This window comes from Providencia zhijiangensis, from assembly GCF_030315915.2.
GTDB classification, from domain to species: Bacteria; Pseudomonadota; Gammaproteobacteria; order Enterobacterales; family Enterobacteriaceae; genus Providencia; species Providencia zhijiangensis.
The window spans coordinates 3,141,240-3,163,574 of the sequence record NZ_CP135990.1 but is presented as its reverse complement, the minus strand read 5'-3'; the positions used below and the strand labels follow the sequence as shown (position 1 = coordinate 3,163,574).

Here is a 22,335-nt window from a genome sequence, read left to right as displayed (position 1 = left end):
AGACGTTATCAAGATACCAAAATTTATCGAACCTGTTACAAGATTCATTAAAATCTGTGATGAAGATTGATGTTTGTCTGCTTTCGCTCTGGGGAGTAATTTACTACAAAAGGACGAAGATATGAAATCAATTGCGGTAATTTTAAGTGGCTGTGGTGTTTTTGATGGAAGCGAGATCCATGAATCAGTATTAACTATGCTTGCTTTAAGTAAAAATAACGCAGAAGTTCACTTTTATGCACCAGATGAATATCAAGCTACTGTAATTAATCATGTTAATGGTGAGTTAAAAACAGAAAAGCGTAACCAAATGGAAGAGTCTGCACGTATTTCTCGTGGGAAAATAGCGCCTTTGTCATCAGCAGATGCCTCTAAGCTAGATGCCCTTATAATTCCTGGTGGTTTTGGTGTGGCAAAAAATTTATGCGATTTTGCGGTAAGAGGAAGCGAATGTGAAATTAATAAACAACTATTAAGTTTAGTACAGGTAATGCACCATCAGAAAAAGCCGCTAGGGCTGATGTGTATTGCTCCTGTCATGCTACCGAAGATGTTAAATACATCAGTGAAATTGACGATTGGCAATGATACTGAAACGATTGCCCAAATTGAAAAGATGGGTGGGCAGCATGTTGTTTGCACGGTTGATAACATTGTGGTTGATGAATATAACAAAGTTGTTACAACACCTGCTTATATGCTGGCTCAATCCATTGCTGAGGCAAATATAGGTATCAATAAGCTGGTTGAGAAAGTATTAGAAATGGCGTAATTAACTCAATGCAAAAGTTTGTTTCTCGCTTGTGGTATTGGTTAAAGAAGATCACACTTTCATTACTTGCCCTCTGGCTAGTGTCGGTTGTGATCTTCAAATTTATCCCTGTTCCCTTTTCTGCAGTGATGGTCGAAAGGCAGCTCTCTGCATGGGTAAACTTTAATTTTTCTTATGTTTCTCATTCGGCTTGGGTGAGTGAAAAACAGATTTCTCCCTATCTTTATCTCGCTGTCATTGCTTCTGAAGATCAAAATTTTCCTCATCATTGGGGATTTGATCTTGATGCAATTGAGCGAGCATATAAACATAATTCGAGTAATAAACAGACAGTTAGAGGGGCATCAACAATCTCTCAGCAAACGGTAAAAAACTTATGGTTATGGGATGGAAGAAGCTGGGTAAGAAAAGGGCTTGAGGCAGCAATGACACCAATTATGGAGTTGATGTGGTCAAAAACTCGGATCATTACTGTTTATCTTAATATTGCAGAGTTTGGAGAGGGGATTTTTGGCGTTGAAGAGGCTTCAAATAAATTCTTTAATAAACCTGCCAGCAAGCTTTCCAGGCAGGAAGCTGCACTTTTAGCAGCTGTTTTACCTAATCCTCATCGATTCCATGTGAAAAATCCATCTTCATATGTTTTGAAAAGGCAGGCGTGGATACTTAATCAGATGAGCTTATTAGGAGGTAGGAATTATCTGAAAAATAACGGTATAGGTGAGGAATAAGAAAAAAGCCATGAATTTGACTTCATGGCTTGGCTCTTTGTAACAATAGGTTACTAATTATAATCAATTGAGATAAGTAAATGCCGTCGTTACGCGACGAACGCCATCCGTTTCACTGGCAATTTTTGCCGCCGCAGCACCTTCTTGCTGAGTAAGGACTCCTAATAAGAAGACTTCACCATTCTCAGTGATGACTTTAACGCTGCCGGACTTCACTTCGTCACTGGCTAAAATCTTAGATTTTACTTTGGTGGTTAACCAAGTGTCTTTTGACGCGGTACCTAAATCAACAGGCTGACCTTGTCGAACCTCGTTATACACTTTTTCTGTACCATCGACGTTACTGGCGATTTGTTTGGCTTTATCTGCCCATGACATATCGGGAGATTGTCCAGTTAACAAGACATTACCTTTATACGCCGTTGCAATAATACGGGCTTTGCTGGTGATATCTTTGTCTTTGTTAAGTTGACCACTGACTCGGGCTTCTAATGTGCCATCATCAACTTGTTGACCAACAGAACGAGGGTCTGTAGCGCTTTTGGTGGCTACTGCGGCAGTACCCACAACAGCCGCACCAATACAGCCTTGTAAAAGAACAGCGCTAAACACTATGGCAAAAATCGGAAGTAATCGCATTTTGTCTCCTTAGTCGTTCTGATGAGGAAAGAGCGTGTTATCGATAAGGTCACACAGACAATTGACTGTGAGTAAGTGTACCTCTTGAATTCTGACACTATGCTGGGATGGAATGCGAATTTCAACATCCTGTGGTCCTAAAAGACCCGCTAACTCACCACCATCATAGCCAGTAAGTGCGACAATAGTCATATCGCGCGTTACTGCAGCTTCTACGGCTTTAATAATATCGGCACTGTTACCATGGGTTGAGATAGCCATTAATACATCGCCATGCTGGCCTAGCGCTCGAACTTGTTTTGCATAAATTTCAGTTGGTTGCTTGCTTCCTGAAATCGCGGTGAGCACGGTATTATCCGTATTTAGCGCGAGGGCGGGTAAACTTGGGCGCTCGGTTTCAAAACGGTGGATCATGCTCGCCGCAAAACGCTGTGCTGTTGCTGCGGATGCGCCATTGCCACAACACAAAATTTTATTACCATTAAGCAGTGACTGCACCATCATCATAGCAGCACGAGAAATTGCATCGGGCAGGGCTTCTGCTGCGGCAATTTGAGTTTGGATGCTTTCAGTAAAGCAAACTTTTATTCTATCTAGCACTTACTTATATTCCTGTTCACTAAGATTAAATGCGTTTTGAATCCACTGAAATTGCTTGCCGGTGATTGCACAGATATCAAAGCGGCAGGGTGTTGTTTCAAAACTTTCTTGTCGTTGAGCAAGCCAATATTGTGCGGTGGACAATATTTTTCTGCGTTTGTGCCAGTTTACTGATAAAAGTGCGTCTCCGTAATCACTATTCTTGCGAAAACGAACCTCTACGAATACCCAGCCTGATTTATCTCGCATGATCAAATCGATTTCTCCCGCACGATTTCGAACATTGCGTGCGACAAAAGCGAGCCCTTGCTGCTTTAAATAGGAGAGCGCTTGGTTTTCGTAATATCGACCAGTCAACCATTTTAATGATTTTTTAACGGTTTTCATGACATCCTTGTCTGAAAAATAGGCAGCAATAAAGCGACCTCGTTTAATTTATTGCGCAGGCTTTACTTGCCCTTGCTTGAATTGCAGCCACGGCAATTCACGATAAATAACACAGTTATCATGCACACTTAGCGTACCAGATGCACCGTTAACACGGAATTGGCCACTGTGTTGCTGCAAGTTATCGTAGTTATTCGCCAGTGACCATGCATCAATACCCATCGCATACAGGCGGAACAGCGAATAATCGTTATTCACTTTGCCCTGAGCTTGTTTGCGTAAGTTGTTGTTTGCACCAGCAAGTAATGGAACTTCACTGAATTTCACGCCTTCCATTTCGAAACGATAATCGGCATTTGAGTTCCCTTGGTTACTGCGCGAACTGGCATATAAAGCAGGGCGTTGACGGGAACTGATTGCCATATCAATCATCGGTTTGACGAGGGTTAATTCATCGCGTGTTGCCACGATATAAACCGCATCAACACCGCCACTGGTTGGTGCCATTCCTTGGGTATCGACACTGATCGGGGTACCCGTCATGCGGATCCCTTGACCACGGTTGATCGACTCTTTTAAGGATGCAGTAGAACCAAATGTTTGCATCAGTGCAGTGCCACCACCTTTTGCTTGCCACTCTTCGGCAAACGCTTTTGCGATGCGATCACCAAATGGGGATGCAGGCACTAACACTAACGGCATCTGCTTACCGTCTAATTTCATTTGGTTAGCGGCATTTTTCGCTTCATCTTCAGGGGATAAAGAGAAATAACATAAATTTGCACGCGGCTGTAATTGATTAGCGTCTAATTCATTCAGTGCCAATACATTGACGGGCGTATTCATTTGAGCAATGGCTTGCACCTCTGATTTCAGTAGAGGCCCAACAATTAAGTTATACCCTTCAGAAGAGGCTTGAGCGACTAATTGAGGGATCGCTTTGCCTTGGGTATCAAAGATTTTAACGCTTTGGGTATTAGTTGGCGTTGCATCAATGCGCACGCTGGATGAAGCCACTTCTGCATTGGCATTTTCATTAACCGTTGCAGCCACTTCTTGGTAGATCTGGTCTAGTACATCATTACCGGAGCTTTGTGGCGCAGCTGGTGCCGCAGCAGCTTGGGATGCAGGGCCTGAAGGTAAACCTTTTTGTGCATCAAGGAAGCCTTGCATGATGGCTTGGCCAAAGACTTGGCCTTGCCCGCTCATCGGTAAAAATAGCGCAATACGTGGGTTAGCACCGACTTTGGTGACGGTTCCTTGAACTAATGCGCTTGGTAGGTTTTTGGCACCCGGATTATGTGGGTAGCGGGTTTTCCAGTCTTCAATACCGGTACGTAGTGCTTCTGGGTCATCTTTATTATTTTGGTAGATATCCAGAAGGTCGACCCAGCCCAGTAGAATATTTTCGTCAGCTTCGATTCCTTGAATCTGTTCTGGCTTCATCTGTGTTAACATCTGCCACAGAGAATCAATATTCGCCTGATGTTGTGCAGGATCAGTTAGCAGAGGTTCTTGGCTGATAAAAGCACGCAGGACATCCATTGATGGTTTGCCTTGAGCGGCATCGATAACGGACTGGTAATGGCTGGCATCAGAAACGCTAGGCTGCTGGGTTGTTGTCGAGGTTGTCGATGATTCGATTTGGCACCCTGTTAATGCCAACGTGGACAACATCGCAGTGCAGATTAATCTTTTTTTCAAATGCAAAAAAATTGAAGGACGCATACTGTATCCAATGGTGTATTTTTCAATTGCTTAATTTTAAACCGGCTATTCGGATGAAACAATGAATCAACCTAATCAAGCAGTGGTTATGGCATCTACGCTGTACATCGTGCCAACCCCAATTGGTAACATGGGAGATATCACGCAACGCGCGTTAGATGTGCTTAAACATGTTGACCTAATTGCTGCGGAAGACACAAGGCACTCAGGCATTCTCTTACAGAATTTTGCCATCAATGCGCGCATGTTTGCGCTACATGATCATAACGAGCAGCAAAAAGCAGATCAATTAATTAGCAAGCTTCAACAAGGGGATAGTATCGCATTAGTCTCGGATGCAGGTACACCTTTAATTAATGATCCTGGCTATCACTTAGTCAATCGCTGCCGTGAAGCAGGGATCCGCGTTGTCCCATTACCGGGCGCTTGTGCGGCCATCACCGCCTTGTCCGCAGCGGGTTTACCTTCAGACCGTTTCTGTTATGAAGGATTCTTACCTGCAAAAACTAAGGGACGCAAAGATGTTTTGCAATCCTTAGAACAAGAGACTCGAACACTTATTTTCTATGAATCCACTCATCGCTTGTTAGACAGTTTAGCAGACATGGTGGAAGTGTGGGGGCCAGAGCGCCGAGTGGTTTTAGCCCGTGAATTGACCAAAACCTGGGAGTCGATTGAAGGGCGCCCAGTTGGTGAATTACTTGAATGGGTAAAAGAAGACGAAAACCGTCATCGCGGTGAAATGGTACTCATTGTGGAAGGGTATAAGCCACAAACGGATGAATCGGCGATTACGCCAGATGTTATTCGTACGTTGGGTCTACTGCAAAAAGAGTTGCCACCGAAAAAAGCGGCCGCGATCATCGCAGAAATTTATGGTCTGAAGAAAAACCAGCTCTACAAATTAATGCTAGACCAGCAAGACGGCGAGTGATTTTTGTCCAAGTGCCCGTTTTGACGTAATTTGCCTGTCATTGAGTCTGTACAAGCTAGTGTAAAGTGCCTATAATTCGCCGCGGAGTTGGTCAGACAACCGCTGCTTTATCGTAGTCCCTTCGGGAGACGGGTAGAGGGGAGGAAAGTCCGGGCTCCATAGGGCAGGGTGCCAGATAACGTCTGGGAGGCGCGAGCCTACGACAAGTGCAACAGAGAGCAAACCGCCGATGGCCTGTTTACAGGATCAGGTAAGGGTGAAAGGGTGCGGTAAGAGCGCACCGCGCGACTGGCAACAGTTCGTGGCATGGTAAACTCCACCCGGAGCAAGACCAAATAGGGGTTCATATGGTGCGGCCCGCATTGAACTCGGGTAGGTTGCTGGAGCCAGTGCGCAAGTGCTGGCCTAGATGAATGGTTGTCCACGACAGAACCCGGCTTACCGACCAACTCCAATTTTTTCGTCATACTTCAAGTTGTGACTGTGTTGGCTTCACTCGTCAACCCTAGTCACATACTTGTGTATGCTCCTAGGGATTTCCTCATTTTGCCGCCTTGGCACAACTCGAATTATTTAGAAAAAATCTCAGCTTGAATGATATAAAGAAAACGACAAGCCAAATTATTTAGAAAAATCTCTGTTTACTATCTTCTATTTACTTATTTCTTAATCAACACGCCATATCCACCGTCAACATCGCAAGGCAGTGATGCAAATCAATACGAGTGCTGGGGACTTAAATACAATAATGGTATTTGAAATGCATGTTAAAGAGATAGGCGGACATGGCAAAGAAACCCTCAGTACGATACCCACGTCGTCCGGGAACCGTTGGCGGAAAACTCCCTTGGAATGATTGGCGCAACGCCTCGACATGGCGGAAAGTCGTGCAAATCACGCTTTTGGCGATCAATATTTATATCGGCATTACCTTCTATTACTGGGTGCGCTATTACGAAACGGGCGGTGCGACGTTCCATCTTCCTCGTCCGGGAGGCATCGAAGGCTGGCTGCCTATTGCGGGGTTAATGAACTTAAAATACACCATTGAAACGGGTGGATTGCCTCCCATCCATGCGGCAGCAATGTTTCTCTTAGTTTCTTTTATTATCATTAGCTTACTGCTGAAAAAATCCTTTTGCTCGTGGCTGTGCCCGATAGGCACAATATCGGAATATATCGGGAAAATAGGGCAGAAACTGTTTCGTCTCCAAATCAACGTACCTAAATGGCTCGATATTCCCTTAAGAGGATTAAAATACCTACTGTTAGCTTTCTTCCTCTATATCTCGCTCTCCATGCCGGCGCAAATGATCCAATACTTTATGATGTCGCCTTATGGGATCATCATCGATGTCAAAATGCTGGATTTCTTTCGCTATATTAGTAGCGCCTCACTCATCACGGTTTCTGTTCTTGTCGTCGCTAGCCTGTTTATTCGTAACGCGTGGTGTCGTTATCTCTGCCCTTATGGTGCATTGCTAGGGATATTTTCGCTATTATCGCCGGTTAAAATTCGCCGAAATGTCGAAAGCTGCATTGATTGCGGAAAATGTGCCAAAAATTGCCCATCACGCATTCCTGTTGACCAATTAATCAACGTCAGAACGGTTGAATGTACGGGATGCATGACGTGCGTTGAATCTTGTCCAGTGGCGTCAACATTGACTTTCTCATTACAAGCGCCGACTAAAAAACGCCAAATTCCGTTATCGGGAATGATGATGGCCATTTTGACCCTAGGTATTTTATTCGCCACTATCGCGGTTGCGGCTTACCTAGGTGTTTGGGATAGCCCTGTACCGGATAACTACTGGTTTCATATCATACCGAATGCCAAAGGAATAGGTCATTGATTCAAAATTAAAAACTAAAAATGCCCCACGACACGAAAAGTGAGTGGGACATTGGTTGCTTTGTCATGGTTATGGCGGTAAGTACTTTAACGTCTCGCTAATATTTATTTTCTTATGTGCAGCTTATTGCCACATCAATTTACCGCGTTTTTAACCATGTTTAGCAATTGGCGGACATCCTCTGGGCGGGTATCACCAGTAGTTTTGTCGATAATAGAACTGTAAATATGCGGGATGATTTTTTTCACGCCAGCGTCGAGGGCGATTTGCAAAATCTCGGCGAAATTTTCTAAATCAATACCGCCCGTTGGCTCTAAAGAAAAATCAAACTTCGCGCAAGCTTCTGCGATAGCTTTGTATTCCTCAATGTACTTCAAGCCCTGCATATTAAAGAACTTCACAGAATCTGCGCCCATATCTTTGAGCATCATAATGGCGGTTTCAATCGGCACGATACCATCGGGCGCTTGAGCACTTAATGGGCCTGTTGAAATTTTCACCATTCCCACTGTACCCGTTGGGGAAATCAACGCATTCACAAACGTTTCATTCTGACCCAGTAGCGCGCGGCTAATCGGTGCGCCCGTAAACACTTGATTCACATGCTGAGGTTGAACTTCTTTTGAAATCAGAGACACCATGGTGGACTGCTTAGGGTCGCCGGCACCTAAACCAACAGACAACGCATTATCCACTTCTTTGGCGTACACCTTCATATCCGCAATGGCACTTTCAAGATCAGGGTAATTCTTGGATAACACTCCAACAACCACAAAACTCTCCGCCGCGGCATAAATATCTTTTGCGTTTTGATGGCTCCCTGCTAGGACGTTCAGGCACACACGGTCATGGTAAAAATTTGGTGACAACTTCATGTTAAATTCCTTCTACTAGCGTACGAATTTGCTGCGAAATGACGTCAAGTCGCTCAGTACTGACGCTGCGAATATCGGCCTCAACCTTTCCTTCATTGGCTTTGTACTCACGAAAATAAATCGCGGTATTGCCTTGCTTCAGCTCATCCATGATTTGGTAAGTGGTTTTGCCAATCGCTTTTTCATCGAAACTGATCTCGGCTCTGGCGATATCACGCCCAGCGGCATCCCAAACAATACGGGCTGAAATACCGGCTATCGCATTTAAATCTTTAAGGAATTTATCCATACGGCTAACCATCTGTGCCCCAGTTTCTTTGGTGGCGGTGAGGTACTGCTCGATAGCCAGTGTTAAGCCCAAAATGCCTTCTTTACCCACTTTCATGGCTCGGCCAATACCTTGAGATTGGCGTTTAACCCATTCAACATACTGTTTTTTACCAACAACCAAGCCGCTGGTCGGCCCTTCAATTGCTTTGGCGCCACTGTAAATCACAATGTCGCCACCCGCTTGGTAATAGGCAGTTAAATCTTCTTCCGCCGCCGCATCCACGATCAAGGGAAGCTGGTGGGCATGCGCGACTTTGGCTGCTTCAGCCACGGTTAACATGCTCTTTTGTACCGTATGGTGAGATTTGATGTACAAAATGGCGGCGGTTTGCGGGGTGATTTTTGCCGCTAGCTGCGCAGCGCTACATTCATTCGCAAAACCTGCTTCAACCACTTTACCGCCACCTAACGTGACCATCGTGTCCACGGGGGCACCAAAGTTCACGTTATGTCCTTTTGGCAAAATAATTTCACGAGGAACGGATTTGCTGGAGGAGTGCAAGTTAAGCAGCAAATCCTCATCATCTTGCACAATCACCGCCGCCACCGCTTGAGCAATACCTGCAGAGGCACAGGAAACCACAACCGCAGCTTCAACATTGAGCAGTTGAGCGATGTACTCCCCGGTTTTGTTCACTAAGTCTTTAATTTCAAAATAATGGTTAAGCCCATAGGTTACGCGCTCGACGACTTCAGGCGTTGGGGTCGAAACGCCTAAAATGGTCATACGACCGGAGGCATTAATAACGTGTTTTAACTGATATTTTTCATAGATTGATTGCATGTTCAGATTCGCCTTGTGCAGGAATAATGTGCTTTCCACCAACGATGGCAGCAACAGGAACAAAACGATGGGTACCGATGCGATGCTCGCCGTCGGCATCCGTCAGCTCGGTTGCCTCTTCTTTGAGGTCAAATAGCGTGATGTCAGCATCAAAGCCTGGTCTTAAATAACCTTTAGCAGGAAGCGACAGTAAATCCGCGGCTTTCTCAGTGACACAGCGTAAAATTTGTTCGGCGCTAAAGCCCATACACAGGAATTTTGTCATCACAAAAGCGAGGCTATAGACGGGACCATTCACGCGGTTACGGTGATAGATATCTGAGCTGATAATGTCTGGATAGGTACCAATGCGCATGGCTTGCTCTGCGACTTTGAAGCTAAAGCTTTCACCGCCGTGACCCACATCGAGGATCACGCCACGGGCGAGGGCGCGGGCAATAGATGGTTTTAGGTAGCCATCATCCCCTAAAATTTTATTCGGTTTGCCATTAAAACAGTGGGTAATGATGTCCCCACGGGTGAGTAAGTCGGCGACTTCATCAATATTTGGCGGGTTATTTCCAATGTGCACCATTAATGGGAGATGGTGTTTTTTCTGCATTTCTTTAGCTTTAACCAAAGGCGCAATACCATTCTCACCAACTACACTTTTGCTCATACGCGCTTTCATGCCCACCACAAAGCCGGGATGGCGCTCAAGTGCAGCTTGAAAACTCGCATCGTCGATATTGTCCATGTTGGACAGCTCATTCTGAGCAATAATGCCAATGCGTGAAATATTTAGCAGAGAGAAGACATTAGTTTTGGATTGAGTGGTGAGCCGATAAAACCTGTCAATATCATCAGCGCCCACACTGCCCGCATCAATTAGTGAAGTGACACCGCCAGCGGCGCCAGCGAGATCAGGCTCATCGAAGTAAATTGGCGACTCGGCAAAACAGTGGGCGTGAGAATCAATCCATCCAGCGCTAACATACAGCTTTCCTTCAAGATTAATGATTTTCTCAGCTTGCTGATTGTGGGAAAGCTCAGGACCCGCAGCTTCGATTTTTCCATCTTTGATTAGGATATCGATAATTGAACCATCGATACGCTTGCCCTGTTTGATTATTAGTGAGTACATAATATCCCTCTGTCATACTCGTCATACTTCAAACCGCAGCGTTGTTGGCTACTCTTCCGCTACCCTAGTCACATACTTATGTATGCTCCTAGGGATATCGTCGTTTGCCGCCTAGCTGCACCTTGAATTATTTAGAGTATGCTCAAGTGTTTGTTCTAAATGATACAAACCGTAGTATTTGTTCTAAATGATGCTAGGCTGCGAGTGGGAAGAAATACCCAAACAACATTGCACCTAAGATAGCGCCCCCGGCGACGGGTTTTTGCCATACATAGAAAATCAATGAACCAATCAGTGCGCCAATGCCAATCGGAATCGACGCGGCCATTGCGGCAAGGATAATCAATGGACCCAAGAAACGACCTGACGTGTTACCTGCACCCATCATGACGTCCGCACCAAACGTTGAGTTCGCTTGTGCAATGGTAAACTTACGGGCGAACACGATAATTAAGCCGATAAGTACCCCAAGGAATAAGCCAGTGATCAGGGAGATCCAGAAGTTGGTGACTAAAATATCCCAGCCTGCGGCTAAAAAGAGTGCGGGAACGCCTAAACCAATACCGGTTTGCAGTGCGCCACCGATATCTAAAATCCCCACTAATGACCCTTCGATAATCCGCGCAAACAGGAAGCTTGCACCGAAGGCGGCGACGGCACCGTAAACCCCTGTATCTAGCCCAGCGCGTAACATAGCGACGAAAGCCACTTCGTTAAATGCGCCGAACCCGTACACGACGTACATATGGGTACCCGCGAAGATCCCTGCAGATAACAGACCAACAAAGATAGGGAAAGACCATTCCGCGTACCAAAAGTCTTGTTTATTGATTTCAGTTGTCATGATTATTTCCCGCTCAGCAGTCCGTGGACATATTCAAGCCACAGTGGTTTGTCTAAGTTGAAAGAGGTGATCATCTTCAGGTCAAACTCGCGGAAGAAGCCACTGAGAACGAACAGCAGAATAACGGTGATCATCATGGTACGAGTGATGCGGTTCCAGCCATTGTCATCCACGCCTTTACCAATCAAGATCCCTAACACTAAACCTGGGATAGCGTTACCCATGATTAATTGGGCGCAACCACCAAATAAGGTTGCCCAGAAACCGGAGCGACGACCTGCGTCCATCGCGGCTAGCCAGAAAATAACGGGCATCACGGTGTTAACCAGCAAGTTAGCGGCAGGAACCAGCACGTTGATCGCGGTGGTTTGCAGCGCTGCGGGTACTGCGGACGCCGTGGTATTTAAGAAGGCGACCACCAATGCCCCGATAATGGCACAGGCAATCGCCATTTTTTTCGGGTTATGCAGAGTATCTGCCACACTACGGTTTTTAGTTAATAGAGCAGCGGCACCCCAGTTAGGGATGATGCGGTGGTCAACGTCTTGGGTGAAGGCACCCGCAGCGACCGATGATGCCCATGCGTTGAAGAAGAATCCTAAGCCGAATGAGAAGTGTGATGCGGGGTCGCCCTCACACGCGTTTAACTCACCAAGGGTACGGAATGCACCCATACCTTGAACAGTTGGCGCGTGGAACATACGTGCCGCCCCTGCGCCTAAACCAAAGCCGCAGAGACCGCCGATAATGAGGGACATGCCCAATATTTCTAAGAAAGATGCAGTTTCACTCATGGAATTTACTCCAGACCTGATTGCTTTTATTGTTCTGTAAATGGAATTTCGTTGACAGAAAGTAAGGTAACATCCAGCGAAACGTCGAGAACAACGCGAAAATGTTCACGTTTGCGTGGCAAAAAGAGAAAGAGAAACTTTTCTGTCCGCGAATGAGAGTGAGTACTAACAACCTCAACATCCTTGGGTTCTATCCGCAGAATGATGTCGGTGCTGTTCTTAAGTACGGTTTTTTGAATCGAATTTAAGGCGTCAGCAATCGCTTTTTGCTTTGTGTCGCCTTGCCCTGTCACCCGTACGGTCGTTTCGATAGATTTTTTCATTAAGCGTTGCCGTATTTTTTATTAAAAGCTTTAACTAAGCGCTCGCCTAACTCTTCCTTGTCCATAAAACCGAAACCTAAAACATTGCAACCTTCAGCAATCGCGGTTTCTCCTTCTTCAATCGAACGCATCCCATAACGCGCTTTGTAGCCATATTTGGTTTGAGCTGTAATGGCACCTGCACCACCGCTACCACAGAATGAAATGCCAAGATCAGCTTGTTCTTGGTTCATCACATCCCCCAGTTTCATGTCAGCAGCGACACCGGGAACAACGATGGCTTTTCCGCCGGCAGCTTCAACGCCCGCAGCCACTTTTTGCCCTTTACCTAAACGATCGCCGATAACAATAACTATTTGTTTCATAAAATATTCTCCAAGACCGAATGCTAAAAATAGAGTGCTAAAAATAAGGTGCTAAAAATTAATCATTAGAACGGGCAACTTCAAAGTGAACTGAAAGCAAATAAGTCTCTTCTGGCGCAAGCCCTGGCAAGGTATCGACAACGCGTTGCGCTAATGCAATGGAGTGGTCCGAGATTTCATCAAACAAACTGATATCCACTTCCGGTAAGGCTTCACCGGTTTTGGCTCGAGTGACCATGGCACGTAGATGAGACTCCAGCATTTGTTGCTGTACATCCGTGGTGTAGCAACCCTCCAGTTTGAGCCAGTCAGTAATCACTGCTAGCAGTTCTTGTGTGACCTGATGGATATCAAGGTCGTCTTCTAACATTTTGAAAACTACAACTGATTCATTCATAACTGTTTAAAATCCAAGGTAATATTTCAAATCAAATCACTTTTTTCTTCATGACTAATACCTTAATCGCTTCTTGAATAATTTTGCAGACAGGGAATTTCCAGTTCAAAGTGGAAATATTTTGGAAGTGAAACTGGAAGGGTGGCGGTTAATTTTCGATCTAAGAGGAAGCTAACTGGAAAAACTAACACATTAAGAGGGTGATTTGGGATGATTGGATAATGAGTAATATAATAAATTTATTATATTTCAACCTATTAAAGATATTTTGGAGATAGTGGAAATAGCTCTCAGGTTAATAAATAAAAGTGGAAATGAATTTGTGGAAATCACTATAGAGTGGAAATCTTCACTTCCACTTACGTTGGTTTATGCATGAAGTGGACAATTTGGACTAAAAATCATTTGGTGGAGTTGTGGTTAGGATCACGTAAATAGTCCTCACCTCCCTTTTTCCACAAGGAGGTGGAAATTAAAGGAAACTACAAAATTCGCGCGAGACTATCTTTGGTGATAGCTTGGAACTCATTGAAATTTTTGACATTCACAAGGCGGCGGGTGGTTTTCTCTTTGACGAAGGTGACAAATAAATCATAAATCGCCATCGCTTCTTCATAGTCGGTTTTGCTGATTGCCAATAAGAAAATCACATAGGCGTTCTCTTTGGTCTCTTTGTTCCACTCGATGCCTTGCGGGGCAAGGATGGTCGTTACCACGGTTTTATTGGCGAGTAACCCTAAAGAGTGAGGAAGGGCGATCCCTTCACCCAGCAATGTCGAGACAATGGATTCACGCTCTTGTAATGACGGATAAAAATCTGCGGTGACATAGCCTTCTAGTTGCAGTTTCTGGCAGACAGTTTTGAATAGCGTCTCTTGGCTAATTTTTTCATTGATAACCATAAAGAAACGTTCATCGAAGAAGCGCTCAATAATATAGGGACGGGTCTGATCCACCATCGCTAAGCGACCCACTTGTTCGAGCTGGTAGGGGGTTGGAAAGGGCGCAATTTTAATAACGGGTTTATTTTTCTCTGAGATCCGTACGGTGGTGATCACAAAGTCTTCTGCGACTTCATCCAACGATTCATACTCTTGCAGTGTTAGCCCTCGGCTAAATTTGAGCTGTGGAAATTCACGCATAATTTTGGATTCCACCACGCGAAAGGTGGAGTTACCTGCATCTGTGACCACTAACACTTCCGTCTGGCGTGCGGAGCCTGCCCCATAATTTCGTTCAAGGCTAACCCCAATGTGTACCGCTAAGTAACCCAGCTCATCTTCATTAATGGGATGTGGAAGCAGCTGCTTACTGGCGCTGGTTAAGGCGCTTAATGTGACATCGTAAGCAAACGGATAATACTGTTTGATATCCGAAAGCAGTGGATTCGGGGTGGAAATATGGTATTGAAGACGCGTCATTAAGGCAGAAAGATGGGTATTCAGATCTTTCTTTAGCTTTTCATCATTCCGCAAATCATAGTTATACAACTCATTGATATAATTTAAGATATATTCAGATAACTCATTGTGATGATTATGCTTCTGTGTTGATGCGTGCTGGTTACTGATACGCTGTGCGATGATTTGGTCGTGCAAAAAGCTCAATTCAGCTGGGGATAAATCATTGCCAAGGAAGTAAATTAGCCCTTTAGAAATTTCATCACAGGCTTGAGTAATGACTTCTTCTAATTCTTCGTTGTTGACGCTGGCAGTGAGTTCATGGCCGCGGGTAATACGCAAAATGGTGACGGCACAGTTAAATACAAGATAAAGATGGCCTTCATTACTGATGCGAATATCAAAGCGATTCAAACTGTTATGAACCACTTTATCAATGTAGGTTAAATCGAGATTATCCAGACTTTCCGGCGTGAATGTGGCGAGGTCGGGAGTGATTTGCTCGCTAAACTGCCGCCAGAGTGCTTCAGTCATGCAAGCACGAATAGCCCATTCGCTGCCATTTAAGCGGATCCCTTGATGGGGAATGCTTTCCAGTTGAACTTGATAGCGATGAAGATGTTCACGAACAGCACCCATATCTTGCTGAATGGTACTGCGGCTAACAAACCACTCTTCGGCAATATCATCGAGCTTGACGGGTAGGGACAGCATCAAGAGTTTGAGCAATAGGGCATCAATACGCTCTTTGCTGGTGCGCGGGATCTGGTTATTTTTGTCATTAAGCTTAGTAAATGCAGAAAAAATCTCATCATTTTCGATTTTTAATCGATACCCCCGCCCGCGCTCATACACAATATGAGCGCTATGATCTTTAATTAATTCGTTGATTTCATTGATATCTGAGCGAATGGTGCGGGTGGAAACGGAAAACTGTTTCGCTAATTCATCTTGAGGGACAACCTCATTGAGGATCCGAGAGAAAATTTGATTGTGTCGCTGCAAAATGAATAAAGCCACAAGAACCCCTTTAAAATCAAAAAATAAAGTTCGGAGTTAAAAACTGATGGTTTTTTAACTGTCTTATGGCTGGACTCTAACACAGTGGTATCAGGATTGCGGAAATAGAAATGATGAAATTTGCGAATCTATTCGCAAATTTTGCGCGATCTACGGATTAAATTCACTTTTTCCGCCCCTGAATAGAATTAAAACGATTCACCTAAATCAATTAACAAACCTCTAAATGCTCGGTCGCTGGTAAGTGTTAGGGAATTTTCATCTTGGATAAATAAGCCATCGTTACAGCTCATTGATAAAGATTGCGATTCTTTCCCGCGAACCTGTAAACCACCATGAATGGATTGCAGGTAGGCATTTTTACCTCGTAATACGAGGGTTTTCGACTCATTAGGCTCAAGATAAATCTGGCTTATCCAAATTTTTTGGCGAAGTTGTAGGCTATCATCATCCCCATCGGGTGATGCGATAAGCTTGTTATCTTTCTCCGCTAATGCCAACTTTTGGGGAGGCATAGATTCCTGTTGTGGGCACGCATTTAGCCACAACTGAAGCCGTGTTAATGGTGTTGTCTCACTGATATTGTGTTCACTGTAGCTCAGGTCAGGACGAGGCGAAAAACTGACGCATTCCCCTGCTTTTGCACTGACGGTATTACCTACGTTATCGCGGTATTCAGCTTGACCTTGCAGGATGATGTTCACAATATCAACATGAGGATAAACTCTTGGTTGAAAAGCATTATCTGGCGAAAGCACTTCTTGATTTAGCACTTTTAGGGTTTTAAAGCCCATTAAGTCTGGATCAAAATAGTGACCAAACGAAAAAGTATAGCGTGCCTGTAACCAACCGTAGTCTGCTTTCCCACAATGGTTAACTGATCTTAATTTCATCATAATGGTTAACCCTCATTCAAAATATATAGCTAGTAATATATTGTTATAATAAATATCTGGACGTTGAATTGTTAGCCAGTTAATCTGTTTCCATCATTCAAATTTCCTGAAAGAGATACATCATGAGCAAAGAGAGAGCATTAACACTTGAGTCGTTAAGGGTGATGGATGCAATCGATAGGCGTGGCAGCTTCGCGGCAGCGGCGGAAGAGCTGGGTCGCGTTCCTTCGGCATTGAGCTATACCATGCAGAAGTTAGAAGAAGAACTTGATGTTATTTTGTTTGACCGTTCAGGACATCGAACTAAATTTACCAATGTGGGGCGCATGCTGTTAGAGCGTGGGCGGGTGTTACTTGAAGCCGCCGATAAACTCACCTCGGATGCGGAGGCGCTGGCTAAAGGTTGGGAAACTCACCTGACGATTGTGTGTGAAGCGCTGGTTCCGGCAGAGTCTTTATTCCCGCTGGTGGATAAACTGGCTGAGAAATCCGACACCCAACTCTCTTTAATTACTGAGGTGCTAGCAGGGGCATGGGAGCGACTCGAATCCGGGCGTGCGGATATTGTTATCGCACCAGATATGCATTTTCGTTCATCCTCTGAAATTAACTCCAAAGTGCTGTATACCCTGAACCATATTTATGTGGCAAGCCCAAACCATCCTATTCACCAAGAGCCCGAGCCGCTTTCTGAAACTACACGTGTGAAATACCGAGGTATTGCGGTGGCAGATACTGCCCGTGAGCGCCCGGTGATCACCGTGCAACTGCTGGATAAGCAGCAAAGATTGACGGTATCGAGCATCGAAGATAAGCGCAAGGCGCTGATTGCAGGGCTAGGAGTGGCGACAATGCCATATCCGCTGGTGGAGCAAGATATTAAGGAAGGGCGCCTGCAAGTGGTGGGGGCGGAGTTTAGTCATGAGTCGAATATGATTATGGCGTGGCGACGGGATAGCATGGGGGAGGCGAAGTCGTGGTGCCTCCGAGAAATCCCTAAATTATTTAGGGGGTGATCTCGTCATACTTCAAGCTGTAGCTGTGTTGGCTTCATAAAGTCACCCTAGTCACATACTTGTGTATGCTCCTAGGGATAACTTCACTTGCCGCCTTGCTACAACTCGAATTATTTAGAGATCACTCGTGAGGCGACTCGGAAAAGCAAAAAAGAAAATAAAAAGAAAGTAAGAATAAAAAAAGCCAAGACGGAAGCAGATATAAAGCAAAGAAAGAAAATAAAAGTAAAAAAGCAAAGAGAAGAGCAAAAAAAAAGCACCTCGGATGGGAGGTGCAAAGACATTTAACTTATGGAAAAGGATGTTGACTTGAGGGTACTGTTGACTCCCTGCCTATAGGTCGCTATAGGCGAGGAGGTTGGAGCTCATTACCATTTCTTATTTAATAAATGGTCGATACTGAATTTGCCTGGGCCAGTCACTGCTAACAGAATGTAGCCGCCTGCAATGGTCATATTTTTCATAAACATCAAGCTGTTTGGCTCAACGCTGAAATTCGTGTGGAACAGCATTGCAGTTAAAAATGTGAACACAGCAGTGAAAATTGCGGTTGTACGTGTTAACAGACCGAATAACACCGCCAGACCACCACCTAACTCAAGTAAAATTGTCAGTGGCAGTAAAAAGCCTGGGACGCCCATTGCTTGCATATATTGCTGAGTGCCTTCATATGCCCCGCCTAATTTACCGTAACCTGCAACGATGAACAGAATTGGCATCATAATACGTGCTAATAAAATAGCTCCACTTTCTAAATTTTTCATTGAGTCTCTCCAGATAATACGGTCATTAAATATAAATAAAGTGCGATATATATCGCGTTGTAAGCTAAGTTTCAGCACGAAAAGGCTAGAAATCTTGGATGAGCGTATCTTATTACTTAGCTCATTCAATAAAAAGCTAAGCTTATTAACAAAGATAGACAAAAAAATTGAATGTGTATAATTGGGTGCGAAAAAAAGTGCCAAAGGGCACTTTTATCTATCATATTGACAAATAATGATTATTTTTATCTTAAGGAGATGGGTTATTTCTGACTTGAACTGTTTAAGCTGCTTCTTAGGGTACGAATAAGTCCCCAAGTTGCAATGGCTTTCTTGCTCAGTGAAATAAATCGATTGGGGTGCTTTAAGGTAAAAATAGAGATAAGACCCGTCGCAGCGATAACAATTGGGCGAAAGGTCATCAGGGTTTGCCAAGCGCGGTCATAAGGAGCTGTGGCTTGTAGCCACTCTTTCTTACTGGCCGATAACTGGATGCGCTGCAGCTCAATATCAGAGACTAAGCGTGACTTTCTTTCTGCAAGTAACTGACGTTTACTTTTGCTCATCATCGGTTCCTGCCAATGCTTTAGCGTCATTACGAAGTTGTTCACGGGTTGCACTTAGCAGCGTGGACTGTTTCGCTTTTTTTAACGTCCAAATAGCAAAGATAATCGCGAGTAAAATCAGTGTTCCGGTCGTGATCGCGAAAGCTTGATAACGATAGACGGGATCTACAGACCAAAAAATAAGCCCAATAAGGCACATCAGACCAAATGCAGAAAATAGAAGAGTCAGCCCTGCGAGTAATAATAACTGAACAAGGTTGAGTTTCTCTTCTTCTAATTCTACTGCAATAAGTTGAATGCGGGTTTCAACCATATTAACGGTGATACCCGCAATTCTTTGCAGAGAATCTAGAACCCGCTTAGCGGGTCCTTGACGTGGCGACTGTTCCATAAGCGATGATTAGCGCTTGCTAAGTAGCATGCCTAAGACTACACCGACGGCTGCACCGATACCCACGCTTTTCCATGGATTTTCACGCACATAGCAATCTGCTTGGCCTGCAATTTCTTTGGTTTGCTCGGTAATTTTATCACTGGCTTGACCGAGTTTAGCTTTTGAAGAGGAGAGGGCTTCACGGGCTTTAGCCTTTAAGTTTTCGATCTCTTCTTTTGATTTATCTTGAGTACTATTCAGAATGGATTCGAGAGAGTCTGCGAGTGATTTAAGTTCAGCACGTAGATCTTCAGAAGAATGATTGGACGACATAGTAGAACCTCCTATCAATAGAAAAATAACGCAATACCTTAATAACGTATGACCTTAATAGCCTATGACATTAATAATAGTACAATAGCTTTTTTTAGCTTAAGTGCAATCACTAATTGGCATAGATTTCGAATTGAGATAGAGGAAAGCGGGAATCGCTAAATATTCCCGCTGTTCGATTTGATTCAGTGACGGCTATTTATTTGCGGGCGAATTTTTTCTTGATGACAACACCAATGCTGCCGATCAGACCCAAAATTAATAACCCAACTGGAATAAGCATCAAGACATTCATAATTTGATGCTCATATTGCTGGAAAATAGGGCTTTTACCGAATCCGTAGCCGATAGCGGTCAAAATTAGTACCCAAAGGAGCCCACTTAACCAGTTAAACAGTTGGAAACGCCCATTTTGCAAGCCTGCAAGCCCTGCGATGGTTGGTAGTAATGTTCTGACAAATGCAAGGAATCGACCAATCAGTAGCGCAGCTAAGCCGTGACGATGGAATAGCCCATAGGCACGCTGGTGATAGTGTTCGGGGAGGTGTGATAACCAGCCTTTGACAATTTTTGTATTACCTAGCCAGCGACCTTGGATATAACCGACCCAACAACCAATACTGGCGCCTGCAGTTAAAATCACTAAGGTTAATGGGTAGCTAAGAGCACCTTTTGCGATGAGTACGCCAACAAGGATCAGTAAACTATCACCGGGTAAGAATGCAGCTGGGAGCACGCCGTTCTCCAATAATAGGATCATGAACAGCATGAAATAAATCGACCATATCAACGATGGGTTAGATAAGGTTTCGTAATCTTGGTGCCAAAGGGCGAAAAAAAGTTCTCTAACTAATTCCATTAATGTTTCCTAAACGGCAATCACAGCAACAAACATGTTGTTGGGCAGAAATGGATTAAGTAAATGCCGGAAGAAAGCGGCTGTTTCTTCGGGCTGTTAGTGTAAAACCCGATCACTTTAACAAAACAGAAAATAACTAAACAGTAAATTTTAAGCTTATTTTGAGAATTCATTTAAATTGCGGCTGATTTTTACATTTTAGGTTCTTAACCACTGCCTTTCTAAAATAACAAAAAATGGGAATGGCGCTGAATAAGAGGATTTAATCTGACTATTTACCAGTTTATTTACGTTTAGGTAACGAAAAATAGCATGAACATATTGGTAGCTAATCATTGCTTTTTAAGATTAATTACCTTATTGTGTGCGCATAGCAAAGGGGAGTAACTTCTTCTGTCGGATTATCGTCATTACGGTGCACACAATTGTACCCGGTAACCGAGCACCACAATTTCCTTATCTTAGGTTATCTGTGTTGTAAGTGAGACCTTGCCAGAAGGCGAGGTTTGCTCATCGTTTACAACCGTATAGTGATAACTTAGGGTGAAAACAGTTTAAGCGGCTGATGTCTTCTGGATATCAGCCGTTTTTTGTTTTTTAAAGGAATCAAAATGAACTCTGTTGGAAATCCCATTTTATGGGGCAGCTTTGCTGTCATGATCCTTGTGATGTTACTCATCGATATGTTTTGGCAAGGAAAACATAAAGGTCAGGCGATGTCGATGAAGCAAGCTGCGGGCTGGAGCATCTTGTGGGTGACTCTATCGCTGATTTTTGCGGGCGGTCTGTGGTGGTACTTTAATGATACCGTTGGACCTGAAGTCGCGAACACGCAAACTATGGCGTTCTTAACCGGTTATCTGTTAGAAAAAGCCCTTGCCGTGGATAACGTGTTTGTTTGGTTAATGCTATTTGGTTACTTCGCTATTCCAGCAAACTTACAGCGTCGCGTACTTGTTTACGGGGTGCTTGGGGCTATCGTCCTGCGTACGATTATGATTTTTGCAGGTAGCTGGTTAGTCACGCAATTTAGCTGGATCCTCTATATTTTCGGTGCGTTCTTACTGTTTACGGGGATCAAAATGGCGTTTGCTAAAGAAGATGATTCACCGATAAATGAAAAGCCATTAGTTAAATGGGTGCGTTCACATTTACGGATGACCGATGAGTTACACGGCGAAAAGTTCTTTATTAAAAAGAATGGATTGCTGTTTGCTACCCCATTAATTTTGGTTCTGATCTTAGTGGAAATCAGCGATGTTATCTTTGCGGTAGACAGTATTCCCGCTATCTTTGCTGTGACCACTGACCCGTTTATCGTATTAACGTCTAACCTGTTTGCAATTTTAGGCTTACGTGCAATGTACTTCTTATTAGCGGGTGTTGCTGAGAAATTCTCAATGCTTAAGTACGGTTTAGCTATCATTTTAAGCTTTATCGGCGTGAAGATGTTGCTGATGGATATTTTCCATATTCCTACCGCGGTTTCGTTAGGTACCGTTGCTGCGATTTTAGCTCTGACACTGGTGATTAACACCATCGTGAATAAGCGCAACGAAGCAAAAAAATTGATTAACGAATAATCTTTTTCCTAATTAGAAAAACTCCCATAAGTTCATCATGACT

Annotated in this window: 25 protein-coding genes and 1 other RNA gene; 7 read left to right on the top strand and 19 right to left on the bottom strand. The window is 44.1% G+C overall.

Annotation, left to right across the window (positions count from 1 at the left end):
- The first annotated feature begins 121 nt into the window (after positions 1 to 121).
- On the top strand, positions 122 to 772 hold the full coding sequence (gene elbB, locus QS795_RS14420) for an isoprenoid biosynthesis glyoxalase ElbB (RefSeq protein WP_286269825.1): 651 nt from the start codon (positions 122 to 124) through the stop codon (positions 770 to 772).
- Positions 773 to 780: 8 nt separating this feature from the next.
- Entirely contained in the window at positions 781 to 1,503 is a 723-nt protein-coding gene (gene mtgA / locus QS795_RS14415) for a monofunctional biosynthetic peptidoglycan transglycosylase (RefSeq protein WP_286269826.1), read from the top strand.
- A gap of 63 nt (positions 1,504 to 1,566) precedes the next feature.
- On the opposite strand, the gene dolP is transcribed toward mtgA, so the two are convergent.
- Genes dolP through QS795_RS14395 form a run of 4 tightly spaced genes read right to left on the bottom strand, consistent with a single transcriptional unit; the run spans position 1,567 to position 4,857 of the window.
- Positions 1,567 to 2,142 (bottom strand): division/outer membrane stress-associated lipid-binding lipoprotein, encoded by a 576-nt coding sequence (gene dolP, locus QS795_RS14410; protein WP_036956134.1) that lies wholly within the window; start codon positions 2,140 to 2,142, stop codon positions 1,567 to 1,569.
- A gap of 9 nt (positions 2,143 to 2,151) precedes the next feature.
- Positions 2,152 to 2,742 carry a DnaA initiator-associating protein DiaA gene (gene diaA, locus QS795_RS14405; protein ID WP_006659121.1) on the bottom strand — a complete coding sequence of 197 codons (591 nt, stop codon included), beginning with the start codon at positions 2,740 to 2,742 and terminating at the stop codon, positions 2,152 to 2,154.
- Entirely contained in the window at positions 2,743 to 3,129 is a 387-nt protein-coding gene (locus QS795_RS14400; protein ID WP_154603437.1) for a YraN family protein, read from the bottom strand. It lies immediately after the preceding gene.
- A 48-nt stretch (positions 3,130 to 3,177) separates the two neighbouring features.
- A complete protein-coding gene (locus QS795_RS14395) occupies positions 3,178 to 4,857 on the bottom strand; it encodes a penicillin-binding protein activator (protein WP_286269832.1) in 1,680 nt (559 codons plus the stop codon).
- A gap of 61 nt (positions 4,858 to 4,918) precedes the next feature.
- Between QS795_RS14395 and rsmI the strand changes: the two genes are divergently transcribed.
- The 3 genes from rsmI (at position 4,919) to QS795_RS14380 (ending at position 7,647) form a co-directional block, all read left to right on the top strand.
- The gene (gene rsmI, locus QS795_RS14390) at positions 4,919 to 5,791 is read left to right on the top strand and encodes a 16S rRNA (cytidine(1402)-2'-O)-methyltransferase (RefSeq protein ID WP_318626558.1); all 873 of its coding nucleotides are present in this window, start codon (positions 4,919 to 4,921) and stop codon (positions 5,789 to 5,791) included.
- 83 nt (positions 5,792 to 5,874) lie between these two features.
- An RNA gene (gene rnpB, locus QS795_RS14385) (RNase P RNA component class A) lies at positions 5,875 to 6,248 on the top strand.
- Positions 6,249 to 6,576: 328 nt separating this feature from the next.
- Entirely contained in the window at positions 6,577 to 7,647 is a 1,071-nt protein-coding gene (locus tag QS795_RS14380; protein ID WP_318626557.1) for a 4Fe-4S binding protein, read from the top strand.
- Between the two features lie 134 nt (positions 7,648 to 7,781).
- Here the strand turns inward: QS795_RS14380 and dagF are convergent, their stop codons facing one another.
- The 10 genes from dagF to QS795_RS14330 form a co-directional block, all read right to left on the bottom strand.
- Positions 7,782 to 8,522 carry a 2-dehydro-3-deoxy-phosphogluconate aldolase gene (gene dagF, locus QS795_RS14375; protein WP_318626556.1) on the bottom strand — a complete coding sequence of 247 codons (741 nt, stop codon included), beginning with the start codon at positions 8,520 to 8,522 and terminating at the stop codon, positions 7,782 to 7,784.
- Between the two features lies 1 nt (position 8,523).
- Positions 8,524 to 9,636: a DgaE family pyridoxal phosphate-dependent ammonia lyase gene (locus tag QS795_RS14370; protein WP_286269839.1), complete on the bottom strand. Its 1,113-nt coding sequence runs from the start codon at positions 9,634 to 9,636 to the stop codon at positions 8,524 to 8,526.
- Positions 9,620 to 10,759, bottom strand: coding sequence for an amidohydrolase/deacetylase family metallohydrolase (locus tag QS795_RS14365; RefSeq protein ID WP_318626554.1), 1,140 nt, complete (start codon positions 10,757 to 10,759; stop codon positions 9,620 to 9,622). Before QS795_RS14365 ends, QS795_RS14370 begins: the two co-directional genes overlap by 17 nt.
- Before the next feature lie 193 nt (positions 10,760 to 10,952).
- Entirely contained in the window at positions 10,953 to 11,603 is a 651-nt protein-coding gene (locus tag QS795_RS14360; protein WP_036956154.1) for a DUF4310 family protein, read from the bottom strand.
- Positions 11,604 to 11,605: 2 nt separating this feature from the next.
- Positions 11,606 to 12,397, bottom strand: a complete 792-nt coding sequence (locus QS795_RS14355; protein ID WP_036956155.1) for a DUF4311 domain-containing protein — start codon at positions 12,395 to 12,397, stop codon at positions 11,606 to 11,608.
- A 26-nt stretch (positions 12,398 to 12,423) separates the two neighbouring features.
- A complete protein-coding gene (locus QS795_RS14350) occupies positions 12,424 to 12,720 on the bottom strand; it encodes a DUF4312 family protein (protein ID WP_286269842.1) in 297 nt (98 codons plus the stop codon).
- Complete coding sequence (locus tag QS795_RS14345) at positions 12,720 to 13,085, bottom strand: SFCGS family glycine-rich protein (protein WP_036956157.1); 366 nt, start codon at positions 13,083 to 13,085, stop codon at positions 12,720 to 12,722. Before QS795_RS14345 ends, QS795_RS14350 begins: the two co-directional genes overlap by 1 nt.
- Before the next feature lie 58 nt (positions 13,086 to 13,143).
- The gene (locus QS795_RS14340) at positions 13,144 to 13,482 is read right to left on the bottom strand and encodes a transcriptional antiterminator (protein WP_286269845.1); all 339 of its coding nucleotides are present in this window, start codon (positions 13,480 to 13,482) and stop codon (positions 13,144 to 13,146) included.
- 482 nt (positions 13,483 to 13,964) lie between these two features.
- The gene (locus QS795_RS14335; protein ID WP_286269847.1) at positions 13,965 to 15,902 is read right to left on the bottom strand and encodes a BglG family transcription antiterminator; all 1,938 of its coding nucleotides are present in this window, start codon (positions 15,900 to 15,902) and stop codon (positions 13,965 to 13,967) included.
- 188 nt (positions 15,903 to 16,090) lie between these two features.
- Positions 16,091 to 16,798: a pirin family protein gene (locus tag QS795_RS14330; protein WP_286269848.1), complete on the bottom strand. Its 708-nt coding sequence runs from the start codon at positions 16,796 to 16,798 to the stop codon at positions 16,091 to 16,093.
- Positions 16,799 to 16,920: 122 nt separating this feature from the next.
- On the opposite strand from QS795_RS14330, the gene QS795_RS14325 reads away from it, so the two are divergent.
- Positions 16,921 to 17,814 carry a LysR family transcriptional regulator gene (locus QS795_RS14325; protein ID WP_154599776.1) on the top strand — a complete coding sequence of 298 codons (894 nt, stop codon included), beginning with the start codon at positions 16,921 to 16,923 and terminating at the stop codon, positions 17,812 to 17,814.
- Positions 17,815 to 18,182: 368 nt separating this feature from the next.
- Here QS795_RS14325 and QS795_RS14320 read toward each other — a convergent pair whose 3' ends face one another.
- The 5 genes from QS795_RS14320 to QS795_RS14300 form a co-directional block, all read right to left on the bottom strand.
- Positions 18,183 to 18,578, bottom strand: coding sequence for a DoxX family protein (locus QS795_RS14320; RefSeq protein ID WP_132496578.1), 396 nt, complete (start codon positions 18,576 to 18,578; stop codon positions 18,183 to 18,185).
- Positions 18,579 to 18,841: 263 nt separating this feature from the next.
- Complete coding sequence (locus QS795_RS14315; protein WP_230086679.1) at positions 18,842 to 19,144, bottom strand: YqjK-like family protein; 303 nt, start codon at positions 19,142 to 19,144, stop codon at positions 18,842 to 18,844.
- Positions 19,131 to 19,535: a phage holin family protein gene (locus tag QS795_RS14310; protein WP_154603425.1), complete on the bottom strand. Its 405-nt coding sequence runs from the start codon at positions 19,533 to 19,535 to the stop codon at positions 19,131 to 19,133. The genes QS795_RS14315 and QS795_RS14310 overlap by 14 nt, the downstream gene beginning before the upstream one ends.
- 9 nt (positions 19,536 to 19,544) lie before the next feature.
- Positions 19,545 to 19,850 (bottom strand): ElaB/YgaM/YqjD family protein, encoded by a 306-nt coding sequence (locus QS795_RS14305; protein WP_154603424.1) that lies wholly within the window; start codon positions 19,848 to 19,850, stop codon positions 19,545 to 19,547.
- Positions 19,851 to 20,049: 199 nt separating this feature from the next.
- Positions 20,050 to 20,709 carry a DedA family protein gene (locus tag QS795_RS14300; RefSeq protein ID WP_154603423.1) on the bottom strand — a complete coding sequence of 220 codons (660 nt, stop codon included), beginning with the start codon at positions 20,707 to 20,709 and terminating at the stop codon, positions 20,050 to 20,052.
- Positions 20,710 to 21,320: 611 nt separating this feature from the next.
- On the opposite strand from QS795_RS14300, the gene QS795_RS14295 reads away from it, so the two are divergent.
- On the top strand, positions 21,321 to 22,292 hold the full coding sequence (locus tag QS795_RS14295) for a TerC family protein (protein ID WP_286269858.1): 972 nt from the start codon (positions 21,321 to 21,323) through the stop codon (positions 22,290 to 22,292).
- The last annotated feature ends 43 nt before the right edge of the window (positions 22,293 to 22,335 follow it).